The organism is Streptomyces sp. NPDC045778 (assembly GCF_056431945.1).
Window position 1 is genome coordinate 16,894 of the sequence record NZ_JBWKJZ010000042.1, and the last position, 25,886, is coordinate 42,779.

General features: G+C 68.7%; 26 protein-coding genes and 1 pseudogene. 16 read left to right on the top strand and 11 right to left on the bottom strand.

Features of this window, described 5'->3' with window-relative positions:
* Window positions 1–317: 317 nt before the first annotated feature.
* The 5 genes from AC07GB_RS35175 to AC07GB_RS35195 all read left to right on the top strand — a co-directional run bounded on the left by AC07GB_RS35175 (window position 318) and on the right by AC07GB_RS35195 (window position 5,621).
* Entirely contained in the window at window positions 318–2,084 is a 1,767-nt protein-coding gene (locus tag AC07GB_RS35175) for an asparagine synthetase B family protein (protein ID WP_478852778.1), read from the top strand.
* 28 nt (window positions 2,085–2,112) lie between these two features.
* Entirely contained in the window at window positions 2,113–2,550 is a 438-nt protein-coding gene (locus tag AC07GB_RS35180) for an NUDIX domain-containing protein (protein ID WP_478852780.1), read from the top strand.
* Between the two features lie 67 nt (window positions 2,551–2,617).
* The gene (locus tag AC07GB_RS35185; protein WP_478852782.1) at window positions 2,618–3,937 is read left to right on the top strand and encodes a UDP-glucose dehydrogenase family protein; all 1,320 of its coding nucleotides are present in this window, start codon (window positions 2,618–2,620) and stop codon (window positions 3,935–3,937) included.
* Between the two features lie 224 nt (window positions 3,938–4,161).
* Window positions 4,162–4,536 carry a hypothetical protein gene (locus AC07GB_RS35190; protein ID WP_478852784.1) on the top strand — a complete coding sequence of 125 codons (375 nt, stop codon included), beginning with the start codon at window positions 4,162–4,164 and terminating at the stop codon, window positions 4,534–4,536.
* A gap of 599 nt (window positions 4,537–5,135) precedes the next feature.
* Window positions 5,136–5,621: a hypothetical protein gene (locus tag AC07GB_RS35195; RefSeq protein ID WP_478852786.1), complete on the top strand. Its 486-nt coding sequence runs from the start codon at window positions 5,136–5,138 to the stop codon at window positions 5,619–5,621.
* Window positions 5,622–5,889: 268 nt separating this feature from the next.
* On the opposite strand, the gene AC07GB_RS35200 is transcribed toward AC07GB_RS35195, so the two are convergent.
* The gene (locus tag AC07GB_RS35200; protein ID WP_478852788.1) at window positions 5,890–6,426 is read right to left on the bottom strand and encodes a GNAT family N-acetyltransferase; all 537 of its coding nucleotides are present in this window, start codon (window positions 6,424–6,426) and stop codon (window positions 5,890–5,892) included.
* A 449-nt stretch (window positions 6,427–6,875) separates the two neighbouring features.
* On the opposite strand from AC07GB_RS35200, the gene AC07GB_RS35205 reads away from it, so the two are divergent.
* Window positions 6,876–7,406, top strand: a complete 531-nt coding sequence (locus AC07GB_RS35205; RefSeq protein ID WP_478852790.1) for a hypothetical protein — start codon at window positions 6,876–6,878, stop codon at window positions 7,404–7,406.
* Between the two features lie 106 nt (window positions 7,407–7,512).
* On the opposite strand, the gene AC07GB_RS35210 is transcribed toward AC07GB_RS35205, so the two are convergent.
* The gene (locus AC07GB_RS35210) at window positions 7,513–7,983 is read right to left on the bottom strand and encodes a hypothetical protein (protein WP_478852792.1); all 471 of its coding nucleotides are present in this window, start codon (window positions 7,981–7,983) and stop codon (window positions 7,513–7,515) included.
* Between the two features lie 418 nt (window positions 7,984–8,401).
* On the opposite strand from AC07GB_RS35210, the pseudogene AC07GB_RS35215 reads away from it, so the two are divergent.
* Window positions 8,402–8,728 (top strand): annotated as a pseudogene (locus AC07GB_RS35215) (IS5 family transposase); the annotation flags it as partial.
* A gap of 97 nt (window positions 8,729–8,825) precedes the next feature.
* Here the strand turns inward: AC07GB_RS35215 and AC07GB_RS35220 are convergent.
* The gene (locus AC07GB_RS35220; protein WP_478852794.1) at window positions 8,826–9,407 is read right to left on the bottom strand and encodes an SMI1/KNR4 family protein; all 582 of its coding nucleotides are present in this window, start codon (window positions 9,405–9,407) and stop codon (window positions 8,826–8,828) included.
* A 309-nt stretch (window positions 9,408–9,716) separates the two neighbouring features.
* Between AC07GB_RS35220 and AC07GB_RS35225 the strand changes: the two genes are divergently transcribed.
* Both AC07GB_RS35225 and AC07GB_RS35230 read left to right on the top strand, forming a co-directional pair.
* On the top strand, window positions 9,717–9,851 hold the full coding sequence (locus AC07GB_RS35225) for a hypothetical protein (protein WP_478852796.1): 135 nt from the start codon (window positions 9,717–9,719) through the stop codon (window positions 9,849–9,851).
* Between the two features lie 508 nt (window positions 9,852–10,359).
* The gene (locus AC07GB_RS35230) at window positions 10,360–10,512 is read left to right on the top strand and encodes a hypothetical protein (RefSeq protein WP_478852798.1); all 153 of its coding nucleotides are present in this window, start codon (window positions 10,360–10,362) and stop codon (window positions 10,510–10,512) included.
* Between the two features lie 674 nt (window positions 10,513–11,186).
* Here the strand turns inward: AC07GB_RS35230 and AC07GB_RS35235 are convergent.
* The 4 genes from AC07GB_RS35235 to AC07GB_RS35250 all read right to left on the bottom strand — a co-directional run bounded on the left by AC07GB_RS35235 (window position 11,187) and on the right by AC07GB_RS35250 (window position 16,025).
* Window positions 11,187–12,782 carry a pentapeptide repeat-containing protein gene (locus AC07GB_RS35235; RefSeq protein ID WP_478852800.1) on the bottom strand — a complete coding sequence of 532 codons (1,596 nt, stop codon included), beginning with the start codon at window positions 12,780–12,782 and terminating at the stop codon, window positions 11,187–11,189.
* A 208-nt stretch (window positions 12,783–12,990) separates the two neighbouring features.
* On the bottom strand, window positions 12,991–13,542 hold the full coding sequence (locus AC07GB_RS35240; protein WP_478852802.1) for a flavoprotein: 552 nt from the start codon (window positions 13,540–13,542) through the stop codon (window positions 12,991–12,993).
* 498 nt (window positions 13,543–14,040) lie between these two features.
* Entirely contained in the window at window positions 14,041–14,487 is a 447-nt protein-coding gene (locus tag AC07GB_RS35245; RefSeq protein WP_478852804.1) for a hypothetical protein, read from the bottom strand.
* Window positions 14,488–15,350: 863 nt separating this feature from the next.
* Window positions 15,351–16,025, bottom strand: a complete 675-nt coding sequence (locus tag AC07GB_RS35250; RefSeq protein WP_478852806.1) for a DUF4262 domain-containing protein — start codon at window positions 16,023–16,025, stop codon at window positions 15,351–15,353.
* Window positions 16,026–16,229: 204 nt separating this feature from the next.
* On the opposite strand from AC07GB_RS35250, the gene AC07GB_RS35255 reads away from it, so the two are divergent.
* Window positions 16,230–16,448 (top strand): hypothetical protein, encoded by a 219-nt coding sequence (locus AC07GB_RS35255; RefSeq protein ID WP_478852808.1) that lies wholly within the window; start codon window positions 16,230–16,232, stop codon window positions 16,446–16,448.
* A gap of 591 nt (window positions 16,449–17,039) precedes the next feature.
* Window positions 17,040–17,654: a hypothetical protein gene (locus AC07GB_RS35260; RefSeq protein ID WP_478852810.1), complete on the top strand. Its 615-nt coding sequence runs from the start codon at window positions 17,040–17,042 to the stop codon at window positions 17,652–17,654.
* A 516-nt stretch (window positions 17,655–18,170) separates the two neighbouring features.
* Here the strand turns inward: AC07GB_RS35260 and AC07GB_RS35265 are convergent.
* Entirely contained in the window at window positions 18,171–18,443 is a 273-nt protein-coding gene (locus tag AC07GB_RS35265) for a hypothetical protein (protein ID WP_478852812.1), read from the bottom strand.
* 375 nt (window positions 18,444–18,818) lie between these two features.
* Complete coding sequence (locus tag AC07GB_RS35270; protein ID WP_478852813.1) at window positions 18,819–20,060, bottom strand: XRE family transcriptional regulator; 1,242 nt, start codon at window positions 20,058–20,060, stop codon at window positions 18,819–18,821.
* Window positions 20,061–20,346: 286 nt separating this feature from the next.
* On the opposite strand from AC07GB_RS35270, the gene AC07GB_RS35275 reads away from it, so the two are divergent.
* Window positions 20,347–21,102 carry a hypothetical protein gene (locus AC07GB_RS35275; RefSeq protein ID WP_478852815.1) on the top strand — a complete coding sequence of 252 codons (756 nt, stop codon included), beginning with the start codon at window positions 20,347–20,349 and terminating at the stop codon, window positions 21,100–21,102.
* A 105-nt stretch (window positions 21,103–21,207) separates the two neighbouring features.
* Entirely contained in the window at window positions 21,208–21,921 is a 714-nt protein-coding gene (locus tag AC07GB_RS35280; RefSeq protein ID WP_478852817.1) for a class I SAM-dependent methyltransferase, read from the top strand.
* A 4-nt stretch (window positions 21,922–21,925) separates the two neighbouring features.
* Here AC07GB_RS35280 and AC07GB_RS35285 read toward each other — a convergent pair whose 3' ends face one another.
* Window positions 21,926–23,173 (bottom strand): MFS transporter, encoded by a 1,248-nt coding sequence (locus AC07GB_RS35285; RefSeq protein ID WP_478852819.1) that lies wholly within the window; start codon window positions 23,171–23,173, stop codon window positions 21,926–21,928.
* 229 nt (window positions 23,174–23,402) lie between these two features.
* Here AC07GB_RS35285 and AC07GB_RS35290 point away from each other — a divergent pair, with 229 nt between their 5' ends.
* The 3 genes from AC07GB_RS35290 (at window position 23,403) to AC07GB_RS35300 (ending at window position 24,628) form a co-directional block, all read left to right on the top strand.
* Window positions 23,403–23,939, top strand: a complete 537-nt coding sequence (locus AC07GB_RS35290) for a hypothetical protein (protein ID WP_478852821.1) — start codon at window positions 23,403–23,405, stop codon at window positions 23,937–23,939.
* Window positions 23,940–24,043: 104 nt separating this feature from the next.
* The gene (locus AC07GB_RS35295; RefSeq protein WP_478852822.1) at window positions 24,044–24,295 is read left to right on the top strand and encodes a hypothetical protein; all 252 of its coding nucleotides are present in this window, start codon (window positions 24,044–24,046) and stop codon (window positions 24,293–24,295) included.
* 198 nt (window positions 24,296–24,493) lie between these two features.
* Window positions 24,494–24,628, top strand: coding sequence for a hypothetical protein (locus AC07GB_RS35300; RefSeq protein ID WP_478852824.1), 135 nt, complete (start codon window positions 24,494–24,496; stop codon window positions 24,626–24,628).
* 329 nt (window positions 24,629–24,957) lie between these two features.
* Here AC07GB_RS35300 and AC07GB_RS35305 read toward each other — a convergent pair whose 3' ends face one another.
* A complete protein-coding gene (locus AC07GB_RS35305) occupies window positions 24,958–25,785 on the bottom strand; it encodes an FRG domain-containing protein (protein ID WP_478852826.1) in 828 nt (275 codons plus the stop codon).
* Window positions 25,786–25,886: the final 101 nt, after the last annotated feature.

A 25,886-nucleotide genomic window follows, 5' to 3' on the forward strand; every position in this document is an offset into this window, starting at 1 on the left:
CGGTTACTGGAGCGTTGCGCATATTACTCCGTACTCACTCATGGACGGCTGCCGTCCCGGGCTGAGTACGTTCACTGGTACGCAACACCCCGAGTGGTGCACGAAGAGTCGTACGCACTGCGTGTTGAGCTCACCGAGAGTATGGCCTCGTGGGACCGCAGTGAACCGCGTCTGCGATTTGTGAGCCCCCCTGCGAGCCCTCCCCGCGTTCTGCGTTCGCCGCTGTGATGAAGGTCCAGGCCGTTGCCGGGACGCCAGGAAGGGGCTCCCGGCAGCGGCCGCCGCCAAGGCACCACTCACCTTCGGGGGTGAACCAGATGTGCGGAATCGCGGGCCTGGCCGGAGCGGACGCCACCCGGCACCAGAACACCGTCGCGGCCATGGGGCACTCGCAGCACTACCGCGGCCCGGACGGCACCCTGCACGCCGCCAGCACGGACCGGCGGGCGGTGCTGGCCATGAACACGCTGCTGATCGTCGACCCGCAGGCCGATCCCGGCCCCTACCTCGACCGCGAGAGCGGGCTGCTGCTGGCCTTCAACGGCGAGATCTACAACTACCGTCAGCAGGCGAAGGCTTGGGGCATCCCGCTCGGCGAGCGGGAGACGGACGCTCACCTGGTCCTGCGGGCCTGGGCCAAGATCGGACCGTCCTGCCTCGACGGGCTGGACGGCATGTTCGCCCTCGCCGTCTATGACCCGCGCGTCGCCACGCTGTTCCTGGCCCGGGACCGGCTCGGGGAGAAGCCGCTCTACTGGCGCCTGGACGGCGGGCGGCTCGCGTTCGCCTCCGAGATCACCACCCTGACCGGCTACGGACCGGCCCCGCTGGTCCTCCGCCCGGAGACGCTGGCGATCGAGACGCCGACCGGCGCGGACACCCCGTTCCAGGGCATCCAGCTGCTGGCCCCGGCCAGCCTGCTGTCCTTCACCGTCGCCACCGGCTCGATTGAGCAGACGACCTGGTGGCGGCTGGAGGGCCGCCAGCCCTACGACGGCACCTACCGCGAGGCCCTGGCGAAGTTCTCCGTGGTCCTGGCCGAGCAGGTCCCGCTGCGGACCCCGGCCTGCGACTTCGCGCTCTTACTGTCGGGCGGGCTGGACTCCTCGGTGCTGGCCTACCTGATGCGGCCGCCCGTCTGCGTCACCGTCCGCTACCCCGGCCAGGACCGGCTCGATGAGTCCGACATCGCGGCCCGGATCGCGGAGGACATCAAAGCCGAGCTGGTGGTGGTCGAACCGGATCACCTCGACTTCACCACGGTGCTGCCGCACATGATGGGCGCCCTGGACTACCCGATGGGCAACGCGTCCACATTTTCCGAGCACATGGCCTACCGCAAGGCCTCCGACCTGGGGCTGAAGGTCGTGGTCGGCGGGCTGGGCCCGGACGAGTTCCTCATGGGCTACGTCCGCCATGCCCTGGTCCTCTTCGGCGCCGAGGCCGTGCTGGCCGCTGGGATGGACGCCTACAAGCCGCTGGCCGCCAAGCTCCTGCACACCGCCGACGAACCCCTGACCCAGACCGAGGCAGCCACCCGGCTGGTCCTGCGCGGCCCCGACCCCGACGGGCGCATCCGTGACCTGGTCGCGGACGCCTTCGAGCGGGCGCGCGGCGACCTGGCCCGCGGTCTGACCCTCGCCGATCTGGCCACCGCCTGGCGGCCGCTGGTGATGACGAGCGACAAGCTCGCTTCGGCTTACGCCCTCGAACGCAGGGCCCCCTACCTGGCCCGGGACTTGGTCGAGCTGTCCTACCGGCTGCCCGCCGACCACAAGATCGCCGAACCGGCGACGGGCAAGCGGATCCTGCGGGACGCCGCGAAGGCGCTGGGCCTGCCCCGCACCGTCTGGGGCAGCCGCGACAAGCGCGGCTTCGCCAGCCCCGTCCCCGACTGGCTCAACGGACCACTGGCGGCCTGGGCGGAGGCCCAGATCACGACCGCACTGGCGGAGGCCCCGGCGTCGCTGCGGCCGCTGCTGGAAGGCGGACTGAAGACCGGCGGCCCATTCGACCGCACCCGCATGCAGGCCCTCATGACGGCCGCGTGGTTTCGCGACCAGACGGTGAGGACAGCCGCATGACGGACCCTCACGTCACTACGGTGTCGGGATGCACTCCGACACCACGATCGCCGAGGAGCCGGTCACCGCCCGCGGCGCGGTCGCGATCATCATCAACCGGCGCGGTGAACTGCTCATGCACCTGCGCGATGACCTCCCGGACATCGCCTGGCCCGCCCACTGGAGCCTGCTGGGCGGCGGCGCAGACCCAGGCGAGAGCCCGGCCGAGACGATCGTCCGCGAGCTCGACGAAGAAGCCGGCCTGACCATCGAAGGCCCCCTCGAGCTCTTCGAGGTCCAGGACCTCTACGGCTCCGGCCAGCTGATCACGTTCTTCGCCGCCACCTGGAGCGGCGATCCGGCCAGCCTGAACCTCGCCGAGGGCGTCAAGCTCCAGTTCTTCGCCCCCGAGCACCTCTCCACCCTCACGATCCCGCCCTATATCCGCGACGGGATCCACCGCTACCTGGCCGCCCGGCCCTCCTGACCACCCCTCCCTCATGGGCGGGGAGCCGGTGGGGCCGCCGGGCGGCCCCCTGGAAGGAACCCCGCTCATGAAACTCACGGTGATCGGCTGCGGCTACCTCGGCGCCACGCACGCGGCCTGCATGGCCGAACTCGGCCACGACGTCCTCGGCATGGACTCCGACATGGACAAGGTCGCCGTCCTCAACACGGGCAAGGCCCCGTTCCACGAACGCGACCTCGACGGCCTTCTCACCCGGCACATCAACAGCGGCAGGCTGCGGTTCACCGCCTCCTACGCAGAGGCCGCCCAGTTCGCCGACCTGCACTTCATCGGGGTCGGCACCCCGCAGAAGCCCGGCGAGAACGCCTACAACCTCGACCATCTGTTCTCCGCCGTCCGCCAGCTCGCACCCCGTCTGAAGAACCCGGCCGTCGTCGCGGTGAAGTCGACCGTCCCGGTCGGCACCGCACCCCGCGTCCGTGACCTGCTGCACGAGTTCGCGCCCGCCGGGGACGCGGTCGAGGTTGCCTGGAATCCGGAGTTCCTGCGCGAGTCGTTCGCCATCGAGGACACCCTCCGCCCCGACCGGCTCGTCCTCGGCTTCGACACCGAGCACTCCTGGGCCGAGGCCGTGCTGCGGCAGTGCTTCGAGGAGATCATCGAAGCCGGGACGCCGACGATCGTCACCGACTGGGCCACCGCCGAACTCGCCAAGGCGTCCGCGAACGCCTTCCTCGCCACGAAGATCTCCTTCATCAACACCATCGCCGAGGTCTGCGAAGCCTCCGGCGCCGACGTCGGACAGCTCGCCGACATCCTCGGTCACGACGTCCGCATCGGCCGCCGCGGCATGCGGCCCGGCCTCGGCTTCGGCGGCGGCTGCCTGCCCAAGGACCTGCGCGGCTTCATGGCCCGCGCCGGCGAACTCGGCGTCGGCCAGGCCCTGACGATCCTCCGCGAAGTCGACGCGATCAACACCCGACGCCGCGAACGCATGGTCGACCTCGCCCGCCAGCAACTGGACGGCAACCTCGTTGGCAAGCGGATCACCGTCTGGGGCGCCGCCTTCAAGCCCGAGACCGACGACATCCGCGACTCGCCCGCCCTCGCCGTCGCCCAGAAGCTCCACGAACTCGGCGCCACCGTCACCGTCACCGACCCACAGGCCCTCGACAACGCCCGCAAGCTCCACCCCGAACTCGATTACAGCGAGGACCCGATCGCCGCCGTCCAGGACGCTGACCTGCTGCTGCACCTGACCGAGTGGCCGCAGTTCGCCCACATCGACCCCTACCGGCTCGCCTGCCGGGCGGGCCAGCAGAAGGTCATCGACGGCCGCGGCACCCTCAACGCAGACGCCTGGCGCGATTCCGGATGGAGCTACCGGGCGCTCGGCCGCCCCTGAGTCCCTCACCTCCGCTGCGGGCCCGTCCAGGCAAAGCGCCTGGTCACGGGCCCACCAGCGTCACCGGCGCCAGGCCACAGGGGTTGAAGGGGTCGAATCTTAGACAAATGGGAGTCAGCCCAGACGTCATCGGCCGAGCACGCGCCGCCGCGAAGGAACCTCGGCGCACTCCGAGGAATCAGCGGGGAACCGGCGTTGTCAGTGGTCCGCGAGACGCTGCAATCATGCGCACCGCATCGTCCTTCTGCCCGGCCTTCGGCCAGCAGATCCCCGAGCTCTTCGACACCGTCAGCCCCGGCTGGCACCCGCTCCTGCTCAAGCTCCACGAGCAGCTCCTGGCACTGGCGCCGGACTACCGCATCGACGAGTGCACCCCGAAGCTCGGCGGGCTGAGGATCTACGTCGCCGACCGCTTCGACGAAGGCGGACACTTCGACGGCGACTGGGCCGACCATGTCAGCCAGCTCACCGAAGCCATCGAAACGGAGGCTGAGCGGACCTGCGAGGCCTGCGGAGCGGCCGGTCGTCCTCGCTTCCACAGTGACCAGCAAGGCACCTGGATAAAGACGGTCTGCGATTACTGCCATACGCCCGGCTGACGCCTTAGCTCTTGGCGCTGCGCAAAGTGGCCTTCGAGCGCCTCCGAGAGGCGAACCGCAGTTCCCTGCCAAGACCGCGGTCCCGGAGCCCACAGCCCGCGCAGAGGCGAGACGCGGGCGGCGCATCGCCAAGCGGCCTGCCATGACCCTGCCCCCGCCTCAGTAGTCCCCAACAAGCGGAAGGCCTCAACGGCTGCACTCCTCTCAGCGCCGCGACGCGGCATGAAGACGGGTGGGCCTTCCATCTGCTCGACTGCCGTTGGCCGACAGCCGGGCCGCTGCTCTGCGCACGGCCGCCCGCCGACGGCGGGCCGGTCGGCCGGGCAAGCGCTTGGGTCGCCGGACATCCCCGAGCACCTCCACATGACCCACTCGCACTTGGCCAGGGTGGGGATGGTGGCGGGGTCGATGCTGGGGTTGGCGTCGTAGTCGAAGTCCCGGACTTATCTGGGGTAACGGTGAAGGCGTCTTGCGAAGTCGCTGTTCACCACGCTGCGGACGCGTCGGGAAGGCAGCTGAGGCGCATCCTTTGGCCAGGGTGACTGCTCTTGGAGGTAAGTCGCTGTCCTGCTGGAGTGGTGCTTCCGTAGGATCACGTCATGACTGCCGATGCCCTGCTCACCCGAGAGTCGTTCCGGCGCCTCCATCCGATTAACACGCCCCGGCCGGTGTCTCAGGTGCCGGATCGAGTCTGGACTGACGAGGACTGGGACCGGATCCGGCGCGGATATCGAGCCCGGGACATGGATGAGAAGTGGAACGTTTTCGTTGAAGGCGATGTCCTTTTCACGCACCGGAGTTGGACCGGTCACGGTGTCTATGAGGTGTCCTTTGTCCCAGTGACCGGTGGTGGGAGGAAGATTGCCTCCGCTGTTGTGGAGGCCGATCGCGAGCGCTATCGGAGGGTGGGGGACACGTACGACTGTCTGATGATGGAGCTGATCATCAGCGCGATCGTCCTTGGTGAGCCCGCCGCCGAACTCCGGTCCGGTCTCGTTGAGTTGGCTGCTCAGGCTTCGGGGAAGAGTGATCTTCCCGCGGGCGTGGTGGAGCACAGTGCTCTGGGTTTGCGCTCCGGATCGTAAGCTCTGCAGCCCGGCGGGTGCTGTCACGAGGTCGGGCCATGTGACTGGATCACGCGTTGCAAGCGCAGGATCTCGCCGTGTGCGGCGCCAGTCGTTGTTCGAGTTCTTGGACGCGCTCACGGTGGGTGGTGCGCTCCCGGCGGAGGATGTCGGTAAGGGCATGGATCACTGTGCCGTCGTCGGCTGAGGACGCCTGCGTTGGAGACAGGCCCTTTCGTCCTGGCCGCGCAGCGGTCAGGACGAAAGGGCCTGTCGAGTACGAGTTCAATCAGAGGTCATGACGGGGGGGCCGCATGCCGAGCCATTGCTCGGCATCCCAGGCATGGAACCGCTCTACCTCGGTGAATCCTAGCTTTGCCGCGAGGCGCATCGAGCCGACGTTGGCGGTCTGGGTGTGGAGCACCACCGGCTCGCCGGGAAGGACGCCGTCGAACCAGTCGAGTGCCGCCGTGCACGCCTCGGCGGCGTACCCGAATCCCCACGCTCGCGGCAGGAACAGGTAGCCGAGATCGACCTTCCCCGCGGCAGCCGGGCGACGGTCCTCCGTTGCTCTCCTGAGCAGGATCTCACCGATCATCGCCCCGTCGAGATCGACGACGAAACACCCAGGCCATTGCCCAGGCACCTCGGGCACCTCGCGCTCAAGCTCGTCACGCGGACGGGGGCCGCCAAGGTAGGTGTGCACCTCTGGCGAGGCGAGCAGTTCGATGAACACCGCACGGTCCCGGGCCTCGGCCTCACGGAGTGCGAGCCTTTCGGTCCTGATCGGTGCAGGGGGCCAGGCGATGGGTCCCAGCTCAGTCATGTCGGCCAGCCAATCAGCACGCTCGGCAGCGATCAAGACTCGCAGACCGATCAAGCCACCGGCCCGGGCCCCATCCTCGCCAATGGGGCGGGCCTTACAACCACGCCTGCCGAGGACGAGATGCCTCCCGTTCTCGTGAGCTTCGACTTCGGTAGCAGCGGACCGCATCCCGAACTGCCGATCTGCTTTCGGGATTCGTGAATAGAGCCACCCTCTCCGCTATTACGCGGAGTCACCTCAACAACCAACACCAGGAGAAAAATGAGAGATCGCTACAACACAGCCAGACTTGACAGGGAAAATGGATGCCCCTTTCGGCCGAGCGCGCACGCTGGCCACAGGCACCCGCACGCGTGAGCTGATCGCGGTATCCCACCCCGCCCCGGCCGCAGGCCGCTACAACCTCCCTGTGATCAAGAACCTGGTGCGCGGGCTTCCCGCGCTCGCCCTTGGCCGCCCTGCCCCTGCTCGCCACCGCGCCCGCCGCCCACGCCCGCGACCATGTCGCCGCGCCCACCTCTTCGTTCGCGGAGCCGGTGGCGCTGCCGCTGTCCGTAGCGGTCGACCGGCTGCCGGTTGCCGGCGAGCAGCGTGAGGGCTACCAGCGCAGCCTGTACAAACACTGGACCCGGGGCCTGAATCTCACCGACGGCTGCGACACGCGTAAGGAGGTCATCCTCGCCGAGGCCGTGGTGGCCCCCACGGTCACGGCGGGCTGCAAGCTCGCCGGCGAGGTGTGGCACAGCGCGTACGACGACCTCACTGTCACCGACGCCGCCCGCCTGGACGTCGACCACTTCGACCCCCTGGCCGAAGTCCACGACTCGGGCGGCCACGCCTGGGACGCCAAGCGCCGCGAGGCCTACGCAAACGACCAGGAATCCCCGGACACGCTGATCGCGGTCTCGGCCGCCTCAATTGGAGTTCACGCGGGTTCCCCGGGGCATACCTCGCTCGCATCAGCGCAAGTACGCAGGTGAGCACCCTGCACCGGGCGAATCAGCGAGCGTGCGAGGTTCACGCACTCACGGGCAGATTCTGCGAGCAGGAACTTGCCTGTGAGTGCGGGAATTCAGAAGTCGCGCGTCAGGCAATCCACGCCTCACCGTGTCGATGCCGGTCGAACCCCACCGCTGAGAACTCGTCCTCGCCGGTGCTTGCCACTACGCCCAACCGCCGCAGCGCTTGAGAGATCGGACTGCCGGCAGGCGGAAAGGGCTGCCCCTCCTCCACGTGCAGCGGTCCCAGCACGATGCCGCCGCCGTTCCACACGGCAGCCCGCTGCTCGCCTACGCCGCCGAAGTACTCAGCTTCCACGTAGGCCACCGGCCCACCGGCTGACCAGGCAACGAGGGTCTTCTCGAACCCTCCTGGCAACGCCCAGAACCCCAACGTGCCGACACCGCTGCCGTCTGCGACGGAATCGAACAGCGCGTCCGTCATCGGCATCAGCGAGAGGCCCTGTCCGATCGACGCCAGTCGGGCGGCAGGCAGGTCCCGCGCCGCGCCACGCAACGCCTCCTCATCAGCGATCACTGCTCGCAGGTCGTAACCCATCCCAAAGCCCCCTCCAGATCGGAGGCCCCATCTTGACCCACACGGCGAAACGGAACCCGCGCGGTACCCCCGGCCAGAACCACCAGACCCCCCAGCGGGTTCTCACCGGAGCACCGTCCAGATCCCCCGAACCCGCTGGTTTCCAACCGGTCCATGGCCGACAAGGACCCGGCCGAATGGATGCCCCCAGACGGCTCCTACCACTGCACCTACACCGCGACTTGGGGCCACCAAGCTCCGCTGGAGCCTGGCCGCGGACGACACCGAGCGCCAGGTGCTGCTCGGCCTTGCCGAGGACTGCCGGGCCACCACCGTCACTTACCAGCCCGCCGCCTAAGCGGTCAGCGTCGGCCGTACGAGCAGCACGCGCACCGACGGCCGCGGGTCTCTTGGTTTCGTAGTCCCTGACCAGTCGACCCTGCTGACCCGCATCGCCGCCGTCCACCCGCGCATCACCAAGGCGTGGGTCGACGCCGACTACCGCACCACCGCCATCGACCACGGCGCCCGATTGGGCATCGACGTCCATCCCGTCCAACGCGACTCGGGAGTCAAGGGATTCAAGGTCATTCCAAGACGCTGGACCATCGAGCGCAGCATCGACTGGCTCATGCACCACCGGCGCCTCGCCCGCGACTACGAAACCCACCCCCACCGTTCCGAAGCCATGATCCACCTCGCGATGATCGACCTGATGGCTCGCCGCCTCACCGGCGAAACCACCCCCAACTGGCGCGGAACCTGACCCGGGACCAAACACCAACCACCGGACCAAACACTCAGTTAGTGATCGGGCACCGGATTGGACGCCTCGACGTCGTCCAGGGCCGGAGTTCTGAGCATCAGAAGTCCCAGTCCAGTTCATCCTCGTCGACTGCGACAGGCCGGTACCCGTCCACCGCCTCGCCGGTTTCCAGAGCGGTAGCTGTCGCATCCAGGAGGGCAGGGAGCGAGGCCCACATGGGGTGGGAGCGGAAGAAGGTTCCCTGCTCGTGGTCAGCCCTGCCGATCCTTCCGCGGCGCCGGTAGGAGCGCTGGTCGATGATGAGGGCATCCCCTCCACCGTCAAAGGCGAAGGGGATCCACTGGGCATGCCACCACGGCCCGTACTCCCCGTCCGGATCGCCTTCCTCTGCTTCCGCGCGCTCATCTCCATAAATCTTCATGCGCGTCTGCCAGGACCTGGTGATGCCCCGCACATCGAGCAAGGACCAGAACGGCGGCAGCAGGTCGTAGTGGCCCATGCCGTTGTGCCGCAGCAAGGACTCCACCAAGGGCTCGGGGAATGGCTGTCCGATGGCCTGCTCGGCCACGGCAATCGCCGAGCGCTCTGCTGGTGGTGCAAGAGCGGCAAACGTCCGAGGCGTGTGCTGGGCGAGCCAGGCCTCTATACGGATCCACGACTCGGATATCGACGAAGTCATCCTCGGATCATGCCAGTTAGGCATGCCGCTGAACGGGAGGATTCCAGACGGGTTCTTCACCGAGCCCAGATCGTGACGATGTCCGGCAGGCAGGCAGGCAGGTAGGCGGGCACGGCAGGTCAGCGGCGACGCACCGGGCGAGGGCGCCGAAGAGGACGATGGCCTGGGGCCACCACCCGCGAGATGCATGAGAACCGCACCGGCCACCTCCGGCGCCTCGGCTGGTACCAAGGCGCCGACGACAGTGCCGCGCGATCGCGGAAGATCACACCTTCTTGCCGAAGGGCCCGGAAGACATTCCTAGGGACGATGTGGATCAAGCGGGCCGACGTCCCCTTGCGGGTGGCGATGGCCCGCTTGATGACGTCCCGGGTGGTCTCCTGGCGGCAAGCGAAGTACGAGGGCTACCTCCAGCGCGCGTACCGGCACCGACTCCCTCAGTGAGACCGTCGACCTGGCCATGGCCCGGCTACGCGACCGTATCCACCCACCATCAGAGGACTTCACGCAAGCCGCTTAGTTCGTGTCCGGTGGGTCGTGGAGCTGGGCTCCTCATATGGATATATATGTACACGGATTCGAATATCGGCTACCTCACCTTCTATCCCTTTTTTCGCAGTATTTCACTCATATGTACGGACGCTCGCCGGAGCCCTTGGCTGGGCTGCACGCAGTCGTCGACCCTGGTGGAGGCCGGGCATCCACGCGATCAGCGGGCGGCACGGGCCATACCCAAGGCTTCACAGAAGGGATGCGGATGACGCGACGAACACTGGCAAAGCGAGCACTGCTGGCCTCCGCCGTCGTGCTTGTGACGAGCGTGGGACCAACAGCGCTTGCCGCAACCCCGGCTTCAGTCGACCACGTTGCGGCCCGGGCGGCCGGGCAGGCTCCGGTGGACCCACCTGGCTGCCGTCTCAGAGTCATCGACGGGGGACGTACCGCAGAGGCCGTGTGTGTCACTCCTGGCCACTACGAGCATTACGTCAAGTGCCGAACACTGACCGGGTATGACATCCGCGTCAAGTACTTCATCACCACCTCCGACGTGTTCTGCGAACGAGGGGTGATGACCCACGGCGTTCGCAAGGTCGAGAACTCGTGAAGAGTGCGGTCCGCCGCACGCTCTGGCGTGAGATGCATGAACCTGGCCATCGCACATAGTCGCGCTGAGCGGTGAACTCCGCGGTGCGATGGCGCGGTTGCCCGTCTGCACCGCAGGGGTGCCTGTAGATCTGAGGGCACCCTTCGCCCACTGGCTGCAACAGCCGGCGCGTCCTGCCATCAGGGCGCGTACCCAACCCGCAGCCACCTTCACCACATCCGCTCAGTGGCCGCTGCCAGGAAGGCCGGCGCGGCGGAATGGGCATGCCGGTCGCAGGTCGGAGCGCCGCGGAGGTGCCACCTATCGCTGCAAAGCCCCCCGGGGGGTCCACGGGCCCCAGGGGGGAGAGAGCCACCGCGGGGGCCCCTATCTCTTTGGTCAAGGGAAACGGGGGTGCGTTGGGTCGGTGACGTAGCCCGTCCGCAGTGTGCAGCCGGGGCGTCACGGTGCGGGCATGCCGTGACGCCGGGTGGCCGCGAGGCGCGCGGTCCCGGACAACCGACGGATTTCGTTGACCAGCAGGAACGTGACCTCCGACGCGTGGAGTTCCCGCGCAGGTGAGCCCGCATTCCCTTCGACGAGGGTCGGTAGACGAACGTAGGCACATCCTGACGGGCAACGGTCCAGGAGCCCGGGGATTTCGGGGCCCCTGGGCCGTTTCCGCCCCCTGCGTGTTACGGATTCAAGGATCGCCATCCCATAGGCAGACGCACTGTGGTGGCAGACAGAGCAGAAGCGACGGCGTCGAGAAGCCCCCGCGGAGGCACCCCTGCCACGCCGACGAAGGTCACCGTGCCAGCGGTGAACGTCGCCTGGCCAAAGGCCACAACGTCGTCGCCGAACGTCGCCGCGTCGAAGGCCACCTCGCCGCCGGAGAACGTCGCACGGCTGAAGGACACCGCGCCGCCGCAGAACGTCGAACCGGCGAAGGACACCGTGCCGCCGGCAAATTTCGCGCCGACGAAGGCCACCTCGCCGCCGGAGAACGTCGCACGGTCGATGGCCACCACGCCGCCGGAGAACGCCGCACCGCCAAAGGCCACCACGCCGCCGGAGAACGTCGAACCGGCGAAGGACACCATGCCGCCGGAAAAAGTCGCACGGAAGGTCACTGTGCCACCGGAATACGTCGCATTGGCCAAGCCCACCACGCCAGCGGAGAACATCGCACGGTCAAAGAACACCTTGCCGCCGGAGAACGTCGCACCGGCGAAGCCCACCATGGCGCCGGAGAACGACGCATGGCTGAAGGAGACCGCGCCGTCGGAGAACGTCGCACGGTCGAAGAACACCTCGCCGTCGGAGAACGTCGCACGGCTGAAGGACACCGTGCCGCCGGAGAACGTCGCACGCTCGAAGGGCACCACGGCGCCGGAGAACATCGCGCCGCCGAAGGCCACCCTGCCGTCGGAGAACGTCGCACGGTCGAAGGACACCGTGCCGCCGGAGAACATCGCGTCGGCGAAGGACACGTCGCCGTCGCAGAACGTCGCCTCGTCGAAGGCCACCGTGCCGTCGGAGAACCTTGCTTCGTCGAAAGCCACCCTGCTGCCGGAGAACGTCGCACGGCTGAAAGACACCGCGCCGGAGAATGCCGCGCCGCTGAAGTCCATGCTGCCGTCGATGATGACGTCGGTAAGGTCGAGGTCGCAGCCCTGCCAGGAGCGGTGGGTGCCCTGGGGGCGGCGGTAGTGCTCGCCGATGAGACGCAGGATCGTGTGCCGGACCTTGCGCAGGGCCAGGTAGCGGTGGTGCTCGTCTTGGTGGTCGGGGTCGTCGCCGGGGTCGGGGGTGAAGGGGAGCTGGAGGTAGGCGCACAGGACGTCGATGCAGGTCTGGCGCAGGCCGTCGTCTGGGGCGTCGTCGACGAGTCCGGCCAGGGCGTGCACGCCGCCGAGCCGGACCGCCGGGGAGTCGGAGCCAAGCTGCTCGACCGCCTGGGAGAAGCGTTCGGTGTGGAGCCGGGTGGCTTCGCGGCGGGCACCGGCTTCGTCCACGCGCTGGCGGCGGTAGGCGACGACCAGGGCGACGAGTGCGCCGGCCCCGGCGACCACCCCGAAGGAGAGCTTCACCAGGTCGAAGAGCGTCTTGGCGTCGAGTTTCTTGGCGGTGTCGATCTCCTGGAAATCCAGCAGGTACACCAGGCCGTAGAAGACGCCGCCGGCGACCAGGATGGCGGCGGTGAAGGTGACGGCCAGGGCCCGCCCGACCCTCCACAGCCGTAACTCCTGTTCACCCGAGGTCGGTCGCGGCCGACGGTTGGCTGTCACGAAGACAGGGACAAGGCTCGAAGAGCCACGGTTCCCGTGCCAACTAGTTTGCAGCTGGTGTCAGAGCTCAGGGCCGCTGGTTCTATGTAGGGCCTGATTCGTGCCGCCCCTTCACAGCCCATTAGGACGCCAGGGCCGACACGAGGGCTCCTCTGCGGCGACGAGAGTGAGGTCGGTGTGCCCTTCCGCGGGAGGCGCACCGACAGAGTCAGCCGATGGTGGGCAGCGCGTCGAGGGCGGCGTGCCACGGGTAGGCGTCGAGGGCGCCGTGGCGGGGCGGGTGCGGGGTGAAGCCGCCGTCGCCAAGCAGCACGGTGACGCCAGCGGTGCGCAGGACGTCGACGTTGCGGGCGACAGCGGGGTGCGCGTCCTGGGCGTTGTTCCAGTGCGGCAGGGCGACGATCGGCAGCTTCAGGCCGATGCCTTCGGTGATGAGGCCGAGCGCGAGGGTGTCGCTGATGCCCGCGGCCCACTTGTTGACGGTGTTCGCGGTCAGCGGGGCCACCAGCAGCGCGTCCGGCGGTGGCAGGACGTCCTCCTGGCTGGGGAGCTTGTACTGGTGGCGTACGGGGTGGCCGGTGAGCTTCTCCACGGCCTGGATCTCGCCGGGGGCGTCCTCGCTCGCCCACCGGTACGCGGACGGTGTGAGGATCACGCAGACATCGCAACCGGCCTGCTGGGCAAGGCGGATCGGTGTCTTTACGCGGCGGGCGGGCGGGGCGGCGCACGCGATGAGGTACAGGGTGTGGGTCTGGGTCACCCGGGCAGTCCACAGCGATCAGCGAGCGCGCGCAAGGGGCCCTCCTCGCTGCCGGTGTCGAGCAGCCGGAGGTCTTCGACCGCGGCCCGGGTGCGGGGAAGGCACTGGACTTCCTCCGGGGCCAGGCGCTCGGTCTCGAGCAGCGTAGCGACCCCTGCTCCCGCAGTCCTGCCTGGATCTCGCCGAGCGCGCGGTCGGCGAGCAGATGGGCCCGGCGCTCCGGGGGCAGCCATGCGAGCGCGGGGGCGGGGATGCTCGCGGCCACGGACACCGCGTCGGTCCCCTGGGAGAGCTGGACGTGCGCGGCGACCTGGTAGAGGGAGGCATTCGTCGGTCCGAAGCTGGTCCACAGCCGGTTGTCGTCGTGTCTGGGGTGCCCGGCGGCCTCGGCGAGGTGGTCGGGCGCCTTCCGGGCCAGGGCGGCGAAGTTGCGGTCGTCGGCCTCGGCTGCGGCGGTCTGGGCCATCGCCGCCTTCAAGAGGGGTGCGACACGGGTGGTCAGGGATCAGGCCACATCTGGATGACCCACACCTCAAGCGGATCCTCGTGAGGGTCTTCCGGCGGAAATGGATCGAGCGTGACCAGGGCTTCCACGTGATCCCGCCCTCGGCAGAGCAAGCGCAGGTGATATCGCCCTGGAATCAGGGCGATCTCCCCGTAGGTGCAGCCGTGCAGGTCAAGGACTGCGAGGTGGTCTTCCATCGGCGAACTGAACGTTCGTTCGTACTCCCAGGAGCCTGCCGGCTTGGGAGCGGGACCGTCCCATGTCTCCAGGCGTACCAGCGGGAAGAAGTCGTTGTCGCTAGAAGTCAGACTCCAGCCCTCTCCTGGGATCTGAACGATGTCGTCTTCTGCAGGCGCTTCCTCAAAGAGGATCGGGCCGATCTGGATGGTCCTATAGCTCACACGCGGGCGGACGTCAACAGCATTGATCAGACTGGGCACTTACTCTCCCCGGCAGGTTGAGCGAGCAGGCGTCATCAGGCTATCCGCTGATGCGCCCTGGAAGACCTTCCCGGAGCGGAAGAAGGCAGCGCATGCCCTGGTCCACGAACTCCTTGCCCAAGGTCACTCACGCCGGGCGATTGCCCGGCACCCGGGCTGGGGCGTCAACGCCGTGCTCCGTTGCGCGAGCGCTGCACGCTGGCAGGACACCGTGCGCGAGAACCGCCCCCGGCCCAGCGGACTGGCCCCCTGCAAGCCCTACTGGAAGCGACGCTTCGCCGAGGGATGCGCCAGCGTCACCCACCCGACGGCACGGCGAGCTGGCTTCCGAGCACGCCCTGGTCACCTATGGCACGGTCCGCGCATACATCGTGACCTTGCGCGGGGCTCCGTCCGAGGCATCGCCATGGGGCCGACGGCGCGGCAGGTGACCGGCTGGCTCACCTGTCACCCCGCCACCCTGAACGGGGAGAACGGCGCTGACCTGAAAGACGTTCTGACCCGCTAAGGACGTTCTGACCCGCTGCCCCGAACTGGCCACGGCCGCCGGACACGTCCGCGACTCGGCGAGAGACTCAGCGGCCGCCTCGCCGGCACGCTCCCCGCCTGGATCGGCGCAGTCGATGCCAGCCCGTTGCCTGGCCTCACCGGCTTCGCACTCCGCCTGCTCCGAGACCTCGACGCCGTGACGGCATGGCTCGCTCTGGACTGGAGCTGGGGCAGCATCGAGGGCACCGTGAACCGCATTAAGAAAATCAAGGGACAGCTCTACGGCCGGGCTGGATTCGAACTCCTCCGCGAAATGATCTCGCTTCAGCAGCCTCTCGCGCCGGTGCGGGTCTTCGCCAGCGGCACGTTCGAGGTCAGAGTTCGATCGTCCAGATCCCGACAGGGTGCTCATTGGGTGGTAGCCACAGCTGAGGCTGCGACTCCCGATGCTTTTCCTCGGCCTGTTCTTCCCAGTGAAAGCGGTCATCCGCGTCGGGCCACGCAACTTGCAGCACGGGAAAAGGCGGCCGCCGGTAGAACCCGATAGCCCGTCCGAAGAAGGTCCGGTACCAGCGAAGATCCACCTGCCTGAGCGCGACCTGGTGACCGTCGACAACGCCGGAGTGCCTCTGGCCGTCAGCCAGTGCAGAGCCCGTGGCGGGCTTCTCTCCGAGCTTGTTGAGCATGCGGTGCATGGCGTGGACATCAAGCCCGACGCGCAGATCAGCGGCCAGGCACTGGAGCGCTGCGAGATCGGCGGGGTTCAGGGCCCCGGCGGTGTGCTGGTGGGCGTCGCCGTGGACGGAAGCGCACACGCTCCCGCCGCCGGATGCCGTGTTCACCTGGACGGTCATCGCCCTTCTCTCCTCTGCTCGGAATGCCTCGATGTCGCCGCCGTAGCGGGACGCGCACCGCCGCCCGGCAGCGTTCAGCCGGAAGCGGGCATGGTTCACCGACACCGGCTGGTGCCCGCCGGAGAAGCGCATCCGCTCCAGTAGCCCCTCGTCCTTCAGGTCTAGAACGGCCTGCACGGCCTCGTCCTCCGCCACGGGCTCCCCGCGCACTATCTGGTACTCCGGGCAGCTGGCGATCAACTTGGCGGGGAACCAGCGGCGCGGCATCGCATCTTCGACCGCCGAGCAAGATCATTCTTGCCCAATTGGGCAAGCCGCCAGGTGGCTAGGTGTACTGCCTCGGCACGTTGGCTACGCCGAACCACTCCCTCCGCGCATGATGCCCTCTAGCCTCGAACCATGGACTGGCTCATGGCGGCGGTGGTGGGAATGACCGGCGGCGCCTCGATGGAGGCCGTCGACATCATCCGGGCCATCAGGTGGCATCGTCAGATGCCGTGGAACGTTACGTCGGACACCATCGACCCGCCCCGCCCCGGCGCAGAGCTGATGTGCGGCCCGGCGAGGAGCAACTGCCCGCCCCCGGCTGGAAGGCGTATGCGTTCGCCGGAGTGCTGAGGCTATTTGTCAGTGCGCCCTGACTGGTGCTGTGGCGGCGGCCTATCCGCAGAGCACTAATCCGCTGGTGGCGTTTCTCGTCGGGCTGGGCGCGTTGTCGGCCGTCGAGAAGGTCGCCACGCTGGTGCCGTTGATGGTGAAGCGTGCAGGTCGGGCCGCTCTGGGCGGCGTAGTGGAAGAGGCGCAGCAACAAGCTCAGGGCCTCCAGCAAAACGCTCAGCAGCCCGGCCCTGGGCAGCCGAGTGGTGCTCTGCCTGGACCCCAGACGGGTAGTCCATCAGGGAGTCCGCAGCCCGAGACGGGCGTTGCGGGGCAGCAGGATCCGACGGGTGCAGGAGGTGCGGCGTGATGATTGTCGCTGAGTCCTTCCTGGGCCGTGTGCTGGCTGTGTTCTCACGTCGTTCTCCCGGCTTCTGGCCTCCCTTGAAAGTGTCCGGCCTGTTCACGCCGGATAGTCCTGGCGCGTCTCCTCCAGCCCGGACCGGTCCAGCCCTGGACGGCGTGACGAGGCTGGGCCTGGTTGACGCAACGGCTCGCTGGAAGTCCGTGTCTCCACACGAGCGGCTCCGGTGTCGCGATGACCTGCTGGCCGTGGCAGCCTTCCTGGAGGACGCAGCCGGCGTAGCCCGAGACCTCGGTCGCTACCTCAACCACGACCGCGACCTCCATTTCGCCAGCCCTCTCGGCCGCAACCTCACCCTTGCCCGCGCCCTCGCCCACCCCCTCGCCCGCGACCTCGCCCGCCCCTTGGACCTGAACCGCGCCATGAACCATGGCCTCGGCCGCGCCCTCGACCTCGCCCGCGCCCTCGACCGCGACCTCGCCCGCGGCCTCGAGCGCGCCCTGGTCCGCGACCGCGACCTCGCCCGTGACCTTGAGCGCGCCCTGCTCCGCGGCCCCGACCTCGATCCCGACCGTGCCCTCGCCCTCGCCCTCGCCTTCGACCGCGGCTTCACCGAAGCTCATGACAATCTGATCGACACGGCAAGCAGCTTCGTTGGCGTTGAGCTCACCGCCGTGGATCTTGTTGGGGTCGACCTCACCGGGATCCGCTGGGACAGCGGCACCCAGTGGCCCACTCCTGAGTGGGCAGCTCGCATGCGCAGAGTATCCGTGGAGGACCCTCCTGGATCCGGGGTCCTAGTCGTCCTCCCCGAAGCGGGCCACGACTTCGCCGATCACGGCGCCCTGGAACCAACGTCATGAGGCGACACATCTAGGGGCCTGATGAGCGGCTTGGGCGCTGCCGGGCCGCGGGCTGTCGCTCGGTTGAGCGGTTGCGTCCGCGTCGAGGTGCGTGCAGATGTGCGCGGACGAGCAGACTGAGCACGGGCCAGCTCGGCCACGGATGCATACAGCTCGCGGGCCCGTTCCGCCGATTCGAAGCCCCCGTGCCTGGCGAACTGTTCGGGACCGGCTTCGGTGCCCTCAGCAGGCCGAAGGCCACCGCGAGGCGCGGGGGGGGGTGTCCAGGTCCCGGGACTGATCCGCAGGCCCCTCGGCATGGCCTGCTGAACGGCGCGGAGGCGCCGAGGGCGCCCCGGGGTTACAGCTCCAGCAGGGCCCAGCGCCGGTTTCCCGCCTCGTCGCGTTCGGTGCATCTATGTCTCCCACGTGGGCCTGATCGGCGCCTGGCCCCACCAACACGGCAGCCACGTGGTCGTGCAGGCCTTCTAAGACAGCCCCGCGCTGTCCCGGGCCGGTGCGCCAGGCAAGAGCAGGTCACACGCCATCAGGGCTACTGCGGAGCGCGAACATCCGATCCGCGTAGTCGCGCGCGGCATCGCCGACCTTCACCAGCTCCTCGCGCTCGGCGGCCGGTCCTGGCGTACGGAACTTCGCCTCGTCGTAGAAGAAGCGGACGACCTCGTCCACCAGCTCGGCACGCGCCGTCGCATCGCCGAAAGCGTCCTCGGCCAGGCCCGTGCCTTGAGCCGTCGTCTCCTGCCACGCGGTGCGCAGTGCCGTTTTGAGCTGAGGCTCCAGATCGCCCATACAGCACCCTCCCCTGGTGCATGATCTCGATGACGCGTCCAACCTACGGCCAAGGATGCAAACGGTCCTGTGGAACTGGCCGCCGTCACAAGGTGCCAGCGTGTGTGCGACAGATCCGGGCCCGCCAACACTGCCCCGCCCCTACGTGATCAGCGGGCACTTCGGCCGGTCGGCGGGAACGCGGCCGTTTTGGCGCCCCGGGGGAGGGGCAGGGCAGCGAGGCCGAGGAAGTCGGCCACAGGATGCCCGCGCCGCGAACTTCGGTGGTGGTGGCGTACGGATCGTCGTGCCGCACTGCGGCGCGGCGTGTGCCCTGCGTTTTTGACCCGCCGGTCAGCGACCGCCGGGACCATGCGCAGGTTGGGCGAGGGGCCGTCAGGCGAGGACTCCGCTACGGGTCGCGAGGCCGCGCAGTTCCGGCGATGCCGGTCCGGAAACGAGCAGACTCGAGATCAGTGATTTCACCGCGGGGCGGGCATGAGCCTCCTGTGGCGCGTAGTGCTCGGCCGCCAGCAGCGTGCGTACGCACTCACTCCGGCGTCCGAGGCGTTCGAGAGCCAGGGCGATGTCGCCCAGGCCCCTCGATCGCCTCTCCAGGCTCGGCAGCTGGTTGAGGGAGATGCTGCGGGCCGCGGTGAGGGCGGCGAGGGGGTCTCCCGCATGGTTCTCCGCGGAGATGCGGTGGAGCTGGACAGTGATCAGGCTGAACCCGCCTGCGTGTCCACGCAGCAGCGGCGCGCCGCCCAGGTTCGTGGCGATGGCTGCGGCCTCCTCGGTCAGCTCCCTCATGCCGTCACGATCGCCGCGGCGGGCGACGGTGTAGGCAGCGGACTGGACCAGCAGCCCGCGCTCGGCTGCTCCTTCCCGCCCGGCCTCTTTCAGTCCGGGGTCATCGGCTGCGGTGAGCGCGATGGACAGCGCCTGGTCGTGCCAGCCGGCCTTGCGGGCGAGGACCGCGAGTTGCCGCGCCGACTCGGCGATGGCCAGGACGTTGCCGCTGGTTTCGGCGAGCTGTCGTGCGCGGTCGGCAGCCATCCAGCCGAGCTGTTGTTCATCCAGCTTCACCAGCATGCGGGTGGCCATGAGGTAGGCCTGGGCAAGCCGCTCGCAGTGCGCACCCGCATCGCTGCCGGTGCCCGCGGTGAGAGCATGACCGGCCCGGATCAGCCGGGGAAGACGCCGTGAGAGCCCCGCGTAGTGACAGGCATCGAAGTCGGTACGAGCACGGGCGAGGTCCCTCTCCAACACCTGGACGGACGGCACGGCAACAGGGCCGCCCAGGCCCAGCATCGCGTCGCGCAGTCCGGCGACCAGGACGTCCCCCAACAGCGCCTCCTGTGCGGCGGCCGCACGGCCGGGGACCAGCGGAGCGGTGGCCGCCGCGGCGGCCGTCAGCGCCAGGTTCGCGAGCAACTTCCTTCGCCGCACCGGATCATCACCGCCCTCCTGACCGGGTCTACCCACCCTAGGGGCGGGCAGCCGGGGCAAGACGGAGGCTGATTCCACCGCCTGACCGTGTCGGATCTGCCGCCCGGGCGCGGGCGGGAGAAGACCGAACACCACGTGCGGCAGCTCGAGGGCCTCCGCAAAGTTGCGCCGCACGTCCACGTCATTCATGGAGGCGACACCCCGCTCGTAGCGGGAGACCTGGGCAGCCGCGCCAGGGGCCGCGTGCGTCGCATCTGCCACCTCTGCACCCCGTCTCGCCGATAGCCGAGGCTGCGCCGCCCCCACCGTAGATGCGCCGAAGCAGACCCGACAGGGGCCTTTGCACCACACGCAAAGAGGCATGCACGAGCAAGCAGCGCCTCTGCCAAAAAACTCCGGTCAGCGGTGTCCTCGACATACGGCGCCCAGCACACCGCTGAGCAGCCCACACCGCCGTACCAGGAGGGATCCCGCCATGACCTTGGCCGCCTCACCCGGCACCACCTCGACCACTGCGTTCTCCGTCGCGCTGCCCGAGCAGTTCACTCCCGAGTGGAGCCGCATCGACGGCCTCACTGTCCGCGGCAACACGATCACCGTCGACCCCGGCCGGTACTTCTTCCGCTACGAGAACCCCACCTGGCTCCTGGCCGACTGGGACCTGGTCCGCACCGAGCTTCTCGGCGAGGCCGAGACCGGCGAACAGGCCGTCGAACAACGTGCTCTGGAGTTCGTCAAGGCGCACGGAAAGATCACCGACGACCCGGCGAAGGTGCTGGCGACCGGCTACCAGGTCGCCGCCTACCTGTTCCGCGACGAGTACCTGAACATCCCCGGGCTGGACGTCACTGAGCGCGAGCTGAAGGCGCTGCGCGAGGCGACCACGATCATGGCGCTCAACCGGGTCGAGCTCGACGGACGGCTCTCCAACATCGGCCCGTGCTGGTTCTTCCCCGTCGCCACCTCGGTCGTCTTCGGCTTCACGCAGGACGAGGGCAAGAAGGTCGACGAGCTGTACCACGGCGGCTGGTTCACCGAGACGCGGCGGCGCGAATCCGTCCTGGCGCACGCCGCGCTCGGCGGCCGTCTGGTGCACGGGTGCCAGGCAGCCGCCGACATGGCCGGCGGCTGCGTGATCGCCTACGGCACCGATCTCGAAAGCTTCCAGCGCGACCTCGACTCCGTGCGCCACGACTGGATGGACCAGGTCGCGGCCATGGGCCGCCGGTGACCCAACGATCAGAGCGCGGGCGCCGGGGGGGGGGGGGGGGGCAGCAGGCGCCCCGGGAAACCGCCCGGCTCCCGCGCTCGACCGTACGGAGAGAAGGCACGCACCGTGAACGACCAGATGCCGCCCGGCGGGCATGCGATCGACGCGCGCGTCAACGCCCGCGCCTGGAACCACATCGCCGCCCAGGACGCCCCGGGCACCGCCGGAGAACCGGGGCCGGTCCCGTCCACCCTCGCCTGGACGCCCTGGCCCGGCCTCGGCCCGGGCGCTGACTGGATCGGAGACCTCCGTGGTGCGCGGGTCGCCGAAGTCGGATGCGGAACAGGCGAGCACACCGCGTACGCCGCCACCCGTGGCGCCCGCCTCGCCATCGGCGTCGATGTCGCCGAACAGCGCATCGCCCAGGCCCGCGCCCGCTTCGCCCACCTGCCCGCCATCGACTTCCAGACCGGCGACGCCGCCGACGTACTCCTCAAGCTGCCCGTGCTGGACGTGTGCTTCTCCATCTACGGAGCCCTCTGGTACACAGATCCCGCCCGGCTTGTCCCGCGTATCCACAACCGGCTCCGCCCCGGCGGCATCCTGGCCTTCTCGGTCAACGGCCCGCGCGACGGCGAGCTGCCCGGCCGCCGCGTCGACAACCTCACCCTCGCAGGCCAAGTCCGCCTGCCGGTCGTCCACTACTGCTTCGACGCCGACACCTGGCGACGTCTCCTGAGTGAGTACGGCTTCACCGGCACCGACGTCCTGCCCGTCCAGGGACCCAAGGCAAGCCCGCACCACACCCTGGTCATCCGCACGCACCGCACCCGCGACTGACCGCTCACCTGCCAGCGAACTCCGCCCGCTCCAGCTCCTCGGCGCCAGCACCCCACCATGCCTTCGCTGCGCCCCAGGCGGCAACGCCGGCCACCGCGGTCAGCGTGCCGCCGACGGCGAACGCGGCCCGCGGGGACCGCTCCAGCAGGGCGGGCAGCAGCAGCATGCTGCTCATACTCGCCACGTGCACCCTGACCGAGTCGACGGCGAACAGCCGCAGCCGCTCCGGACCGGGCAGGCCGCCGATCGCCGCGTTCAGGCTGATCGACGCCAACGGCATCAAGACGCTCGCGGCTGCGGCGATGGCCACGACCTGCAGCAGCGTGGAGCTGAAGGCGAACGCCGCCAACAGCACGCCGCGGGCCGCCCAGACCAGGCAGTACCCGCCCGGGAAGCGGCCCGGCAGCGCCACGTTCCCGGTCAGCAGGTTGCCGACCACGGCGCCGATCCCCATCGCGGACAGCACCACCGCATACGCTCCGGCCCCGGCGTGCAGCTGGCTGGTGAGCCAGATGGGGATACCGATGGTCAGCACGGTGGAGAAGAAGTCACCGACTGCGCCGAGCGCCAGCGCGCCGCCGAACTGTGGATGCGCCCGCAGCACACTCAGCGCCTTGGGCGCTACCACCTCAGCCTGGGCGTCCTGCCCGTCGGCGGCGCCCACAAGGGGGCGAGGGGACATCCTGAGGCCGCCGAGCCAGGCGAATGCCGCTGCGGAGACAGCGAACGTCACGGCATCAATGAGGAACAGCTTCTCCGCCGGCGCGAACGCGAGCAGCACCGCGGCTGATCCAGGACCCAGGAACCACGTGAGCCGGTTGGAGATATCCATCAGGCCGATTACCTGACGCACCTGGCCCCTGTCCACCATCGCGGGGACCAGCGCCGACAGGCTCGGCCCGGTGATGGCGTCGCAGGTCCCGATCAGCACGATCACCACCAGCACACCGGCCAGGCCCATCGACTGCCACAGCCACGGCATCGCACCGACAACGAGAACCTGCACCCCTTCCACCACAGCCAGCGCACGAAAGGCGGCGAACCGCGCGACCAGCTTCCGCCCGAACGTGCCGATCAGCAGATGCGGCACCGACTCGGCCACCACGACCAGGCCCATGGCCACCGCGCCGGACTTCTGCCAGGCCGTCCACGCCAGCGCGAGCGTGAAGAACCGGTCCCCGAACACAGACAGTGTCTCGGCAAGCCACAGAACCAGGACCGGACGCTGCCGCAGCAGACTGACATAGCTCACCCGCGCGACTGTAGGGGCCCGGCGAACATCACGAAGCATGTTCCGCCACTCGCCCGACGAAGGCGGTAGTGGCTCAGAGCCTGATTGTTGTCCGTAACCGGAAGGTCAAGGTCCTGACAGTTGCGTTGACTTTCAGGCAGGTGTGGCAGGAACTCATCTTGATCGTGGATCGTCAAGCCTCGTAGGTTCCTGGGTGATCAATCGCTCCTGACCAGGGGGAATGAGCCCGATGAAGCTGAAGAAGCCCGGCCTGATTGCGGCCGGAGCGATGTCCGTGCTGATGGCTGTCACCCCGGTAGCCGGGGCTGTCACCCTTCCGGGGATCGCGCCGGTCGCTCCCGTGACTGCCGCGCCGGACGATGACATTCCGGACACCGACGAGCCCGACACCGTCGAGACCTCCACGGACAGCGCCGACATCGAAGAAGAGGCCAGCACCGCCGGACGACGTTGCGTGGTCACCTCGATCTGGAAGCAGCGGGGCTACATCAGGTGCAAGACCAAGCCCCTGAGCGTCGACTGGAACCCCAGCAAGAGCCGCGGCATCGATGAGCAGTTCATGGCCGGGGACAACGGACGGATCTACCACGCCTGGGCCAACGGAGGCAGCGGCTGGAGGGAGATGCCCGGCAACGGGCGCGCCGTCAACATCGTCCACGCCTACTGGGGCCACGGCGGACGCACCGTAATCGTCGCGGCATCCGACGGCACCCGCTGGCGCTCCACCTACTACAACAAGGCCTGGCACGGCTGGTACCGCGCCTAACCACCGACCACAAACGGCCCGCCCCCGGCACCTGCGGGGGCGGGCACCACCCGTTCGGCCGCAGATGCTGGCTCGGTGAGGCGCCGGGCCCAGAACATGAGGTCATGACGACGCATAGGCCCGCCCCGGGCACTCCTTGCGATCCCGAACCCAACGGATCGCTGGTCGCCTCCGCCTGGTACGAGGCGGTGGCCACCGGTGCGGTGGGCCTGGAGGCGGTGCGCCAGACCGGAACCATGGTCAAGACGTACTTCGAGCAGCGCGGCGAGACCCGCCGCGCGGAGATCAACGCTGATGTCGAGCGCGAACGTGTCCAGCAGTCCGCGCCCCCGCCGCCGGACGGCGACAACTCCTGATCAGGATCAGGTCACCACCGCCGGGGCGGAACACCCACTCCGGCGGCCACTTCCGGCAGACGGGGCACGTCGGATCATCGCGAGTAGATGATCCGAAAGAAACGGCCTACCTGCTTGGCATTCCCCGTCGTCGCGGCTGCCAACTCCTGTGTGCCCGGCATCCGTCACCTCTGCCCAGGCTGGCCCTACGCTGCTGTCATGACGCTGAATGCCGACGAGCATGAACTCCTGCGCCTGATCGCCCAGTCACCTGAGCCCGTGGCCGCCTCCGACTTCTTCCACACCATCCACCCGGCCAACTTCGAGCGCAGCGCCGACGAGGAAGACCCTTGACGCCTGGCCTGGCAGGACAAGCAGATCGGGCTCTTCAAGGCGGAACTCGGCCTGCACAACGGCGGCTTCGTCAGGATCGTCCACCCGGCGAACGGAGAGCGTTCAGACCTGGTGGAGGCCACTGAGGCCGGCCATGCTGCTCTGAGCTGAGAGCTTTGCCGGGCAGGCCCGGCCCGGGCCCGCCCGCCCTGCGGTGCCCCGCTCGTCAGGCGAGTTCATCCACGGTGTCGCGGGCCACCTTCAGAGCGAGGCGGCGGACCTCGGCGAGGGGCGGGTACATGGAGTCGTGGGTGATGCCTTCCTCGGCGAGGCGCTGGAGCAGCTCGCCTTTAGCCCGCCTCGACGCGTACGGTCCAGCCGGTCGCTGGCCAGGAGCTGCTCGGCCGACTGGTGGCGCTGTTGAGGAAGTTGATCCCCAGACTCGAGATGTCGGGGAACTGCTCGGCCGGGGTGGTGCTCCCCTGGCTCCGGTAGGACCGGCCCTCGTAGCGACGGTTGAGGCCGCCGACGAGGAAGCGCCCACGCTGTGCCTGCATCCGGGGATCGACCGGGGCCTGCTCGACGAGAGCAACCTGCTCCGTCCACTCGCCCTTGGTCTGGAGCTGCCCACGCGCGGCGTCGGCCCACGCCAGCCTCCCCTCGGAGAAGTCGACCGTGTTGACCGGCTGCTCGGCGTCGTGATGGAGGTGCAGCATGAACAGGCGCCCGTCGACACCGTGTTCCTGATCCACAGAGAAGAAGAGGGCTTCGAGGGGAGACTCAGACACATCGATGAGCCGGGTGGGGATGCCGTGGTGTTGCAGCACGGCCAGGAGCTGCCGGTCAGTCATGAGCCGACCGATGCCTTCGCCCCGCATAGCCTCGATGATCTTGCGCTCGGTTCGCGCCATCACCTGTTCGTCCACCCGATTGGGCGTTCCGGCTTCCGCAGCGGTGCTTCGCGCGCGGCAGACGCGGTAGAGGCTGGAGGACAGGCCGTACTCGATGTTGGGCTGGCCACGGAAGAAGAGGCCCTCTCCCGGCTTCAGCTGCCACTCGCGTGAGGTCAGCCGGTTGGTGGCGCCATCTTTCACCCACTCCCACAGCGCCTCGGCGGAAGTGATGTTCAACCGGCGATTGGAGTCGCGCTCCTCGAAGTACAGTCCTGCGATGCCCATGAGGCAGAACGTACTGGCGGGACACGGCCTCCGTAGCCGTTGCGCCCCAGACACTCGGTGCGTCCACTCATGCTGCACCCGCCCCACCACGACGCCCGCCG

Excerpts from the sequence above, each read along its gene's own strand:
- AC07GB_RS35180 (WP_478852780.1), top strand. The coding sequence starts at position 2,113 with ATGCACTCCGACACCACGATCGCCGAGGAGCCGGTCACCGCCCGCGGC.
- AC07GB_RS35200 (WP_478852788.1), bottom strand. The coding sequence starts at position 6,426 with ATGACTGAGCTGGGACCCATCGCCTGGCCCCCTGCACCGATCAGGACC.
- AC07GB_RS35270 (WP_478852813.1), bottom strand. The coding sequence starts at position 20,060 with ATGAATGACGTGGACGTGCGGCGCAACTTTGCGGAGGCCCTCGAGCTG.
- AC07GB_RS35295 (WP_478852822.1), top strand. The coding sequence starts at position 24,044 with ATGACGACGCATAGGCCCGCCCCGGGCACTCCTTGCGATCCCGAACCC.
- AC07GB_RS35220 (WP_478852794.1), bottom strand. The coding sequence starts at position 9,407 with ATGACTTCGTCGATATCCGAGTCGTGGATCCGTATAGAGGCCTGGCTC.
- AC07GB_RS35175 (WP_478852778.1), top strand. The coding sequence starts at position 318 with ATGTGCGGAATCGCGGGCCTGGCCGGAGCGGACGCCACCCGGCACCAG.
- AC07GB_RS35265 (WP_478852812.1), bottom strand. The coding sequence starts at position 18,443 with ATGGGCGATCTGGAGCCTCAGCTCAAAACGGCACTGCGCACCGCGTGG.
- AC07GB_RS35290 (WP_478852821.1), top strand. The coding sequence starts at position 23,403 with ATGAAGCTGAAGAAGCCCGGCCTGATTGCGGCCGGAGCGATGTCCGTG.
- AC07GB_RS35300 (WP_478852824.1), top strand. The coding sequence starts at position 24,494 with ATGACGCTGAATGCCGACGAGCATGAACTCCTGCGCCTGATCGCCCAG.
- AC07GB_RS35210 (WP_478852792.1), bottom strand. The coding sequence starts at position 7,983 with ATGGGTTACGACCTGCGAGCAGTGATCGCTGATGAGGAGGCGTTGCGT.
- AC07GB_RS35275 (WP_478852815.1), top strand. The coding sequence starts at position 20,347 with ATGACCTTGGCCGCCTCACCCGGCACCACCTCGACCACTGCGTTCTCC.
- AC07GB_RS35255 (WP_478852808.1), top strand. The coding sequence starts at position 16,230 with ATGGACTGGCTCATGGCGGCGGTGGTGGGAATGACCGGCGGCGCCTCG.
- AC07GB_RS35195 (WP_478852786.1), top strand. The coding sequence starts at position 5,136 with ATGACTGCCGATGCCCTGCTCACCCGAGAGTCGTTCCGGCGCCTCCAT.
- AC07GB_RS35185 (WP_478852782.1), top strand. The coding sequence starts at position 2,618 with ATGAAACTCACGGTGATCGGCTGCGGCTACCTCGGCGCCACGCACGCG.
- AC07GB_RS35190 (WP_478852784.1), top strand. The coding sequence starts at position 4,162 with ATGCGCACCGCATCGTCCTTCTGCCCGGCCTTCGGCCAGCAGATCCCC.
- AC07GB_RS35225 (WP_478852796.1), top strand. The coding sequence starts at position 9,717 with ATGTGGATCAAGCGGGCCGACGTCCCCTTGCGGGTGGCGATGGCCCGC.
- AC07GB_RS35305 (WP_478852826.1), bottom strand. The coding sequence starts at position 25,785 with ATGGGCATCGCAGGACTGTACTTCGAGGAGCGCGACTCCAATCGCCGG.